Origin of the sequence: Telmatocola sphagniphila (genome assembly GCF_018398935.1) — a bacterium.
Taxonomy (GTDB): domain Bacteria; phylum Planctomycetota; class Planctomycetia; order Gemmatales; family Gemmataceae; genus Telmatocola; species Telmatocola sphagniphila.
This window is the reverse complement of sequence record NZ_CP074694.1, coordinates 1,479,530-1,490,528: the sequence shown is the minus strand read 5'-3', so window position 1 is coordinate 1,490,528 and position 10,999 is coordinate 1,479,530. Positions and strand designations below refer to the sequence as shown.

The 10,999-nt window shown below is 49.7% G+C and carries 6 protein-coding genes and 1 pseudogene; 2 read left to right on the top strand and 5 right to left on the bottom strand.

Translation table 11 applies throughout. The features are described from left to right. Positions 1-24 precede the first annotated feature (24 nt). On the bottom strand, positions 25-579 hold the full coding sequence (locus tag KIH39_RS06240) for an HdeD family acid-resistance protein (RefSeq protein ID WP_213498396.1): 555 nt from the start codon (positions 577-579) through the stop codon (positions 25-27). A gap of 231 nt (positions 580-810) precedes the next feature. Between KIH39_RS06240 and KIH39_RS06235 the strand changes: the two genes are divergently transcribed. Together KIH39_RS06235 and KIH39_RS06230 are read left to right on the top strand one after the other, a co-directional pair. Then, the gene (locus tag KIH39_RS06235) at positions 811-4,134 is read left to right on the top strand and encodes a PVC-type heme-binding CxxCH protein (protein ID WP_213498395.1); all 3,324 of its coding nucleotides are present in this window, start codon (positions 811-813) and stop codon (positions 4,132-4,134) included. 52 nt (positions 4,135-4,186) lie between these two features. Further along, a complete protein-coding gene (locus KIH39_RS06230; RefSeq protein WP_213498394.1) occupies positions 4,187-5,167 on the top strand; it encodes an SMP-30/gluconolactonase/LRE family protein in 981 nt (326 codons plus the stop codon). 21 nt (positions 5,168-5,188) lie between these two features. On the opposite strand, the gene KIH39_RS06225 is transcribed toward KIH39_RS06230, so the two are convergent. From KIH39_RS06225 to KIH39_RS26520, 4 genes and pseudogenes are all read right to left on the bottom strand, one after another. Next, a complete protein-coding gene (locus KIH39_RS06225) occupies positions 5,189-6,373 on the bottom strand; it encodes an acyltransferase family protein (RefSeq protein WP_213498393.1) in 1,185 nt (394 codons plus the stop codon). Positions 6,374-6,411: 38 nt separating this feature from the next. Continuing rightward, positions 6,412-8,574, bottom strand: a complete 2,163-nt coding sequence (locus KIH39_RS06220; RefSeq protein ID WP_213498392.1) for a glycoside hydrolase family 32 protein — start codon at positions 8,572-8,574, stop codon at positions 6,412-6,414. 11 nt (positions 8,575-8,585) lie between these two features. Further along, positions 8,586-9,485, bottom strand: coding sequence for a carbohydrate kinase family protein (locus KIH39_RS06215; protein ID WP_213498391.1), 900 nt, complete (start codon positions 9,483-9,485; stop codon positions 8,586-8,588). Further along, positions 9,482-10,852 (bottom strand): annotated as a pseudogene (locus KIH39_RS26520) (sugar porter family MFS transporter). Before KIH39_RS26520 ends, KIH39_RS06215 begins: the two are co-directional and overlap by 4 nt. Positions 10,853-10,999 lie beyond the last annotated feature (147 nt).

The following is a 10,999-nucleotide window of genomic DNA, read 5'->3' as shown; positions in this document are numbered from 1 at the left end:
ACATCTGATTCAACAAGTTATCCATCAACCAGGTTGCGGATCCAAAGTCGCTGAAGTCGGCGGTGGAACGATTTTTCGGACCATCGAGCCGAGTGCAATCCAGGTCCAGCCTCGAAAAATCATTTCGATGCCGATGAATGTCCCGATCACCCAGATGGTCGATTCTGGCCATTCTCCCCAAATCATGCCGCCCAGAATCAGCGAGACAAAACCGCTAAAGACGGACCAGCCCCAATTCGGAAACCGGATGACCAGCGCGGAAATAATTCGACCAATCCCACCCGCAAGAAAAAGGACCGCTAGAATGAGCGTGATTAAAGTGGCGGATGCTAACGGCTTGGACACCATGAGAAATCCGACCACAATATCCAGGATGCTGATGAGGAGGAAGACAGCAAATCCATGCCAGCCCTTCGAGAGAATTGAGCCGATCAGACCGGCGATGCCTCCGATCAATAGTAACCAGCCGAACAGGATAACTGTTGTGATTGTGAAGATAAGAGGTGAGCCTAAGGCAACTATTCCTCCGACGACCAGCAGAACTCCAAAAACGATTAACCACATTGAGATGCCACGCATCTGCCTAAGACCTTCAACGATATTCGGATGATGTTGCATAGTCTACCTCAGTGAATTTGCTCGAAGCGATAAGGAGATGTTATCTGAAACATACATTTATGACTAATTTCCACTCGATTCTTCATCTTCGAAACTCTCTAGTTCCAACTCGCGTCGCCCTTGCATGTCGCCCCCTAGATTGCTAAGCTGCAATGCACTATCTTTCGTGAGCTGAACCCGCTGAGATTCTCCATGCTTCGAATCCACATTTTTATAATCGCATTTTTCGTGCCAGCCGTTTGCATGGCGGAACCCCCTCTGGAAGAACCCACCTTACCCGATGGCACGGAAAAAGCCCTGAAACAAATCGCCGGCTTCCGTTATCCCAAGGGCCTCAAAGTTGAGTTATTCGCAGCGGAACCGTTGCTGGGAAGTCCGGTTGCCATAAGTGTCGACGAAAAAGGTCGAATTTTTGTGGCCGAGGAGTATCGCTTCAGCCGAGGGACGGAGGAAAATCGAACCCGCCCCTTTTTCCTGGAAGATGACTTACAGCTCAAATCGGTGAGCGACCGCCTGGCGATGTTCAAAAAATGGCAGTCGAAATTCGACGGGGGAATGTCCTGGTTCAGCAAGCATGCCGATCAGGTTCGACTATTGGAAGATACCAGCGGATCGGGCCGGGCGAATCACTCCACGGTGTTCGCGGGCGGGTTCAACGATCCACTGGATGGCCTGGCAGCGGGAGTTCTCGCTCACGAGGGAAAAGTCTACCTGACCAATATTCCCAACCTCTGGCTGCTCCAGGATACCAAAAAAACGGGCACGGCTGATATTCGGAAACCTCTACTCACCGGTTTTGGAGTCAGCTGCGCTTTTCTCGGTCATGATTTGCATGGTCTGATCTTCGGACCGGATGGGAAATTGTATTTCAGTATTGGAGATCGCGGTTTCAACGTCACATCGCAGGAAGGCAAGAACTTTACTGGTTTGAGGAATGGAGCCGTTTTCCGATGCGATCCGGATGGTTCGAATTTCGAAGTCGTGATGCGCGGCTTACGAAACCCTCAGGAACTAGCCTTCGATCAATTCGGAAATCTGTTTGCAGACGATAACAACTGCGACTACGGGGACGATGCTCGACTGGTTTATGTTCTGGAAGGCGGCGATGCCGGCTGGAATATGGCTTACCAGACGATGAAGGCACCTTACCTGGCCGGGCCCTGGTTTGCGGAGCGAATGTGGCACACTCCACACTCGGGACAACCGGCCTGGTTGCTGCCACCCATTGGGAAAGTCGGGACGGGGCCTTCCGGTTTTCTTTTCACCAGTGGTAGCAGTCTGCCCGTTCGATACCAAAACAGTTTTTTGATGTGCAACTACACAGGCAATGGAGGTCTGGAATCCTTTCACCTGAAACAATCCGGGGCAGGGTATGAAATCGCAGATTATCACGACTTTCTGAAACCTTTTTATCCCACCGATGTCGACCTGGGGCCAGAGGGGAAACTTTACGTTTCCGATTTCGGCGCATTGGATTGGAGTGGCCGAAGTACGGGTGGCCGCATCTTCACAATCTTTGATGAGGCAAAAATACAATCGCCGGATGTGCAGCGGATGAAAAAAGTCTTTGCTGAAGGCTTCGATAAACAAACGCTTTCCAGTTTGCAAGAACTGTTATTCCACCCCGAAATGAAGTTAAGGATTCGGGCACAATTCGAACTCGCAAAAAGAGGCGATGAGGGAGCCAAGATCTTTCAGTTAATGCTTGCAGATAGCAAAAATTCGAATCGCTACAGCCGACTACATTCTCTTTGGGGAATGGGACAACTGGCTAGAAAAAACCCGGAGATTTTGAAGCCTTTGACGGCTTATTTATCAGATCCTGATGCGGAAGTTCGGGCGCAGACGGCAAAAGTCCTCGGGGAATCTCAGTTTCTCAGTATCGATTCCCAAATTATTCCTCTTTTGAAAGATGACTCCCTCCGAGTGCGAATGTTCGCGGCTCAAGCACTCGGAAAGCACAAGTCTAAGGAAGGAGTTAAGCCACTTATAGAGCTGCTGCGTGAGAACGCAACAGACGATCCCTTCTTACGTCATGCCGCAGTTTATGCTTTATCTCAAATGGGAGTCGCACAGGAGTTGAAAGCCTACGCCAAAGATGCCTCCACGCGAGTCAGAATGGGAGTATTGCTGGTTCAGAGACGATTACAGGATCAGGAGATTTCGCTGTTTTTACAGGATAGCGATTTATTGATTCGAACGGAAGCGGCCCGAGCCATCCACGATCTACCGATGACCGAGCTTTATCCAGTTTTGGCAGATACCCAACTCTCTGGACCCATCTCTAACCCACTCGAACTCGATCCGCTTATGCGAAGGATCATTGATGCCAACTTCTGGCTGGGCAAAGAGGCGAATGCGGGGAAAATATTAAATATTGCTCTGGACAATCGTTTCTCCAGTGCCGTACGGCTCGAAGCAATAGCGGCCTTGAGGGACTGGGCGGAACCTCCCCAAAGAGATCGAGTCATCGGATTCTGGAGAACGCTGGCCAAGCGGGATCGCGAGATTGTACGTCGGGTGGTCAGTCCCTCCGTCGAGAAAATTCTCACTCAAGCTCAAGGGATGCTCCTAACCGAGGCCTTAAACTTAATCGGTACACTGGATATACCCATCCGGGAACCTCTACTTCTGGAATGGGTCCTCGATCCCAAAAAAGAAACTTCCACGCGCCGGGCCGCTCTTCACCTACTCGGAGAACGTAATTCAAAATTACTCGATTCGAAACTCGAACCCGTCCTGCACGATCCGGAGGACACATTGCGGGCTGAGGCCCGAGAAACTTATGCTCGAATCGACGCTAAAAAAGGCACTGAAGAACTGGCTCGCGTGCTGGAGGATACCCAGGCTAGCATTTACGAACGGCAGCAGGCCCTGCATTCGCTCACGTCTCTCAAGAATCCGAAAGCCAATGAATTGCTGGATCTCTGGGCTAAAAGGTTATCCGAAGGTAAGGTTGCCCCAGAATTGATTCTGGATGTGAAAGATGTACTCAAATCAGCTTCTTCCATTACTCGAAGATTGCATCTGCTTCAATTCGAGGCTTCCGAACCGAAGGATATTCTTGGGAAATACCAATCCGCATTGTACGGCGGAAATCCACTGTCAGGCCGAGATATTTTCTATGGACATACGGTCGCTCAATGCGTGCGCTGCCATTCGGTGAAAGGTAGTGGAGGTACGGCAGGACCAGATTTGACCCAAGTGGTCACTCGCAATCCGCAGAAAACGAGAGAGTATCTCCTGGAGTCCCTCATGCTACCCAACGCAAAAATTGCTTTGGGTTACGCGAATGTGACTCTCGCTCTTTTCGACGGTCGAGTAATTGCGGGCACCATCACGGCAGAAGATAATTCGAAAATCACGCTGAAAACTCCCGATGGGAAGTCAGTGACTGTACCCATTGCTGAGATAGAAGAGCGGACCAAACCGACTTCTTCCATGCCGGCCATGGATGGGAGACTAACGCCGCGGGAAATTCGCGATTTAATTGCCTATCTGATGACTTTAAAGTAACTTCTAGGACTCCCGAAGTATTCGAGCATTAACTCTCCGACAGGATCCCCAAATGCGATATTGGACCATTGGCTTTCTACTCACTGTTTTTGCTCCGAAGGGCTTTTGTCAATCCCTCGTCTTTGAGAAAGACTCCCAGCTCAAAGTGGAATGCGAAGGCGGCGGCGAAGGACCAGCATGGCATCCGGCCCTGGGGGTTTTCATGACCGGTCATGACGGGGCCATTAACAGGATGGACTCGACCGGGAAAGTTTCGGTTTATCGAAAAGATGCCGGAGCTAACGGGTTGGTCTTTGATCGGGAGGGGAGATTGCTTTCCTGCGAACCAAAACAAAGACGAATCACTCGCACGGAGCGGGATGGCACGATCAAGGTGCTGACCGATTCCTATGAATCGCACCGATACAACGAACCCAATGACATCACTCTCGATTCCAAAGGGCGAATTTATTTCACTGATCCTTGCTATGGGGATCGATCGAAACTCGAGATGTTCGATGCCGACAAGAAAATCGTCGAAGGAGTTTACCGGATCGATTTGAATGGAAAAGTGACCCGAATTCTTGGTCGGGAGTTGGAACGACCCAATGGCATCCTGATCACTCCAGACGACAAATATCTCTATGTCGCGGACAACGACAATAATGCCTTGAATGGAGCTAGGAAACTCTACCGCTTCGATTTGAAATCGGATGGTTCGGTCAAACTGGGTAGTCGGAAACTGATCTTCGATTGGAAAAAGGGGCGCGGGCCGGATGGATTAAAACAGGATAAAGAGGGCCGACTGTACGTGGCTGGAGGATTGAATAAACCCAATCCTCCTTTCGAACCAGACACAAATGTCAAAGGAGGAATCTACGTCTTCGATAAGCAGGGTAAATTCCTGGAATTTCTTTCGGTACCCAAGGATGAAGTCACAAATTGTGCATTTGGCTCGGAAGATCACAAAACGCTCTACATCACCGGAGGCGGAACACTGTATAGCATCCGAACCAAAACCCCTGGCTATTTGATCTGGCCGAAAGCCAAGTAAGTTTGTGGCGATGAAGTAAATTTAGATTTTGATAAAGAGCTTTCTTCGATACATCCAGAAGAGGATCAGCCACAGCGTCAGGATGGAAAGCGTCCCGAGGAAAAATGATTCGTACTCCAGACCGAAAATTCGCAGGTTTTCGGTCCCCATATGCCTCCTCCACGCCGCCGAGATCCAGGAGGCGATCAACCCATCCATAACGTAGGCGGCAATCGCATTCGAACCGATCTCAACCAGAGGAAATGCCCAGCGATGAAACCTGGCAGCTTCACATAATGCCTGGAAGACGGCCATAAATAAGAAACACCAGCCGCCTGAGTATAACACCCAGCTGGATGTCCAGATCCTTTTGACAATGGGACAGACACCCGCTTTTTCCAAGCCCCAGCCAATTGCTAAACTGCCGATGGCCGCCAGAATCAACCAGCCGACTTTCTTCCATTCACTCATTTCCATTCGAATCAGCTGGCCCGCCAATAAGCCCAAAAGCATGGTGGCGAGAGTCGGAATGAAGCTGAGTGTCGCATAGCCGCCCCCATTATAAAGAAATGGTTTAGCTCTCGGGAAGAGGTTCAAGAACCAAACATCGAACGCCCAGGCCGGATTGGTGTTTTTGTTCCAGTGAGCTTCGAATCCGGACAGGTTATGAGACCAATCAGGCTTGACTCCCGTTTTTGACCAGTCAAAATTTTCACCGGGGAGTGGATAGGTGGCGAACAGACTCCAGTAGCCGACGAGGATCAGTACCAATGCCAAAACTTGGATCCGAATCGAGGTTCTGGACAACAGATAAAGGAAGCCATAGCCCAGCCCTATCTGAGTCAGAGTGTCCTCAAAGGTGTAATTCGTTTGGAACCCGTTTTTGGATCGAAGGAAAATTCCCAAGGCGATGAGAACGAACGCCCGCCAGAACGCATGGAGGGCGATTCGCAAAGGGGATTGTAACGTGGAACGGGCAGCCAGCGAGAACGCCAAAGACACGCCTACAAGAAACGAAAAAGAGGGCTGAATCAAATCGTGCAGAGTACATCCCAGCCATTCGACGTGGCTTTGATTGAGGGCAAGAAATTTGAAAAATGAGTTCTCGGGAAACGCTTTGGCCAGCGTATCGAATCGGAACATTTCCCCAAGTAACAGGAACATCACGAAGCCGCGATAGGCATCGATTGATACTAATCTCCGCCGCGGCTGAGCAACTTGTTCCATGCGATAAATCCCGAAAAGATTGGGTTCCAGGTGCTACTCTATTTCCAAATCGAAGAGAGTTCATGAACTTGCAGTGAATTCGCTTGCACAACTCCTGATGTGACTTTGAGACTCAAGTTTTTATCCGCCGCTTTGGGCTGGAACGGCAATGGGACATAGATCAAACCGCTACTTGCAAAGACTTCAAGTCCCGTTCGGTCGCAATAGACAGCAATTTGCTGTTTGCGCAATTGCATGGGTGCATGGACTTTGACATTGTTTACACTGAGCATCTCCGTTTTGGAATCGTAAGAGAGTTGGGCACCCCGCACATTCAAATTCAAAACACTCTCTTTTCCCGGCTCGAATTCCAGTCGTATTTCTACAAGTTCGGCCGAAAATTCGGCCAAAGGATTCTCGCTACCTTCTTTTAGAGTGATCGGGGCAAGTTTTTTCGATCGTACTCGAAGTGAATCCATCTCACGAACAGGATTCCAGGTCATCCGTGGACCTTCACTAGTTGAAGTCAATTTCAATTCCAGGGGAATGGTCATCGATTGATTGAACGGCACGCCAGGCGTTACGGTTTGGAACCAGCCGATCTGTATTCTGCGACCATCTTTGCTAGGTACATCACTGTAGGTCTGAGCGGCGTAAAAGCCGCGCCCCCTTTGTCCGGTCAAGCGACCGGATTCGGGCGTAAATTTTTTCCCGTCAAATTGGCCGATCAGATATTCACTATTCGCAGCCGTCAGAATCCATTTGCGTTGATTCTTATCGCCGTCAATCGGGAGCTCAAAAAAATCGGGACATTCGAAAAGGAGATTGGTTTTGGGTGCTGGACTTTCGATTATGCTCGCCAGAGTCCAATCCTTGAGATTCGCAGAATTAAAAAAATGAACGGTATGCTTCCCTTGCAATTCCACATAAAGAACCATCACCCATCTCTGCGTCGGTTCGTACCAGAACACCTTCGGATCGCGGTTACCTCCGGTGATTTGGGGTAACACCGGATTTCGATCATATTTGGTGAAAGTTCGACCATCGGTACTGAATGCAATACATTGAGTCGTTGGATTACCAGCCGCCGTATAGATCAGCACGATCGGCGGCTTTCCCTCAGTACCGAATCCACTGGTATTCTTCCAATCAACAACGGCACTTCCACTGAACATCGGGCCAAATCGGTCTGGTGCCAGAGCATCCCCTAATTCTTTCCAGTGCAGCAAATCATTGCTGACGGCATGTCCCCAGTGCATATTTCCCCAGCTCCAACCGTAGGGATTGTGCTGGTAGAAAAGGTGATACTCGCCGTTGAAGTAAACCAGACCGTTGGGATCGTTCAACCAGCCACGTTGTGAAGAGAAGTGAAACTGTCCTCGATTTTTTTTCTGATAAAGATTCTCGGAATCGCGCTTGTGCTCGGACTGCACGATAGAGGAAAGAGCCTTGGAATCCTCGGTTAATTTATCGACCTTCAGCGTAATTTTTCTACCGTGATACTTGCTCACATCCATCACGGCCCACCAGTCGGGTTCACCGTCGGCAAGTTCGATGCCATTCTGAACTTCTTCACGACCATCGACGAGAAGTGTCAAAACTTTAGCAGGGCTGCCATTTTTGATCGGTATGTTGAGATATTTCTTCTCGATCTGAAAATCCCTGAGGACATCCCGCTTCGATAGGGCCGCTTTTTTGTTGCTCTGCACGATATGGTCGACAAGAATATGCCCCCAGCCGCCCTGGGCATGATCGACGATCTGAATCACAGCATTCTTTCCCAGGAATTCGCCGACATCCCAGGAATCGGCCTCCAGCAATTCGCTGCCGCCGGGTTTATCGTTCGAGCCCGTCGATTTGCGAACAACTTTGTTTTCGATGATCAGATTCATCGACAGTTTTTCCTGGTTTTTGCCTCCGCCGATCAGAAAGTTAATGAACTTTCGTTCGAGTTTGAAGGATGGGGAAGTGAGGGTGCCGACTGAATCATCTCCCTGGAAGTAGGAGTTTACCAGGCCTTTTCCTTTATAACCTGTAACGTGCATCTGGTTGGGGAGAGTACCTTTCGCAGGACCCGGGCCGAAAGCTTCTCCCGTAGTTTTCCAATCTCCATAAGTTTCACCTTCAAAATCGGCAATCAGCAAATCAGGTTCTTCGCGATTCTTTGCAAATGCGATTGAGTAAAATGCCAGGAACCAAGTGAGAAGCGTTAAGTATTTCATGATCGTTACACTCAATTTCGTTGAATTCTCGAAGAATTTAAAAGCGGCGGCGGCAAAGCCCCGCTATATGTGCAGGTTTGTGCGGCCACATCGGAACTGATGCGGGCAATCTCAGTTAAGGATTTCTTGAGAAGATAATGGACTGTGAGTGCCGCGGCAAATGCGTCGCCGGCCCCCACGGTATCCTGCACAACGACCTTGACCCCCGGTTGATCGACTAAATCGTTCTCGGTAATGAGCAACGCTCCCGCAGCTCCCCGCGTCATGGCTACCAAATCCAGAGCGTATTTATCACGGATCCAACGAAGGCTTTCAGAAGGTTCTGCGGTGGACTCGAACCCAAGAGCCGAAAGCAATTTGGGCAATTCCTCATCGCTCAGCTTCAAAACGGTTGCTAACTCGAGCGAGTCCCGCAGCATTTCGTTGGTATAAAATGGGGCTCTAAGGTTGATATCCAGAATTCGCCTAAGGCCACGTACGCGAGCGAGTTCCAGCATTCTGCGAATAGTTTTCTTTGATTGACTTGCGCGCTGTCCCAGAGTTCCGAAGTATATTGCATCGGCCGTTGCAATCAGAGTTTCGAATTGATTGGACCACTCGAGATGATCCCAGGCAGAATTCTCGTGAATCTGAAAATGGGGTTTCCCCTGGGCATCCAACTGCACTCCTACAGTCCCCGTGGGAAATTCGCTTTTTATTTGAATGAATGAAATGTCCACTGAGTAAGAGGATAAAATTTCTCTCGCTTGAGTACCACGACTATCCTCTCCCACCGCACTGACAAAAACCACGGCCGCCCCATTCCGGGCGGAGTGCACTGCAAAGTTCGCCGGGGCTCCGCCCAGGCATTCATCACCGGGAAAGAGATCCCACAACACTTCGCCGACAGATACTATCCGAATAGAATTCATTTTTCGAGTTCCTCGGAAATCTGCTCCAGCGAGCGGCCTTTGGTCTCAGGCACGAAAAAATAGACCCAGATTAGTTGCAGACACATCATGCCGCAAAAAAACAGGAAGATGTAGCCCGGAAGCAGGTTACGGGCCATGCTGGGGAATGAGTTTGCCAGAATCGCCGCGAATATCCAGTGGGTAAAGCTACCCAGAGATTGCCCCTGCGATCGAAATCGATTTGGGAAGATCTCCGAGATGAACACCCAGATTACGGCTCCCTGTCCGACAGCATGGGCGGCAATGAAAGCGAAGATGGAAATTGGTATCAACACCGCTTCGAAACTGGTCGATTCACTAATCCGGGGCAGTAGATTCCAGCCATAATCCTTGGAGAAAAAGGCCAGGGAGCAGACTCCCAGAGAAGCAATGTAGCCGAATGAGCCTATGTACAGCAAGGTCCGTCGACCTAATTTGTCGATCAATCTTAACCCGATGAAGGTAAAAACGAGATTCGTGATGCCGATGCCGATCGGCAGGTAGAGGGCATAGTGTTTATCCTAGTCCAACCAGTCAAAAATTCGATCCGCGTAATAGAGAATCGCATTGATTCCAGACATCTGATTGAAAAATGCGATCATAAAAGCTAGGAAAATCGGCTTTCGGAGCTTCCAGTTCCAAAAATTTTCGGTAACCGGATGATCTTTTGACTGCTGTGAAATTTCGACCATTCGCTTTTTGAGCTCTTCATGGGAATCGGCGGGGTAGATGAGTTTGAGAATCGATTCCGCACCGGCTAAATCCTGCTTTTTTGAAATCAGCCAGCGCGGGCTCTTGGGAATGAAGAAGCAGGAAAAGGTGTAGAGGATCGACGGGAAGATCATCACACCCAATTTCCAGCGCCAAGCATTCTCACCAATCGAACTCAAGGCGGCATTGGACGCATAAGCTATTAGAATTCCGAAAACAATGTTGAACTGAAACATTCCGGCTAACCGACCCCGGCGATCCTGAGGGGAAATCTCCGAAATATACAGGGGGGAAGCCACGGTCGATATGCCGATCGCGACACCCCCTAAAAAGCGAGCAGCCATGAATGTGTACACATCCTGCGCGAAGGCCGAGCCCAGCGAGCCAACGACATAAAACAGACCAATGCTGAGCAGAGTTCGCTTGCGTCCGAACTTTTGGGTGGGAAATCCTCCGATCAAGGATCCTAGAACAGTGCCCCACAAAGCCGAACCGATGGCGAATCCATGCGTTTGGTCATCCAGCTTCCAAATCTCTTGAATGGTTTTTTCCGCACCGGAGATAACCACCGTATCAAATCCAAATAGGAATCCGGCGAGGGCTGAGATAACCGACCAAAAAAAGACTGGAGAGATCATAGGGAGAGTATCTCGTTTATATGAATAACGGCTATGTTACAGCATCCAGGAGTGTTTGTGAGCCCGGCACTTCTTGAATTTTGTCGTACGAGTAATCTTTCGGCTTCCTCGGAAAGGCCAATTGAAGCCACAGTGGTGCATTTGTCA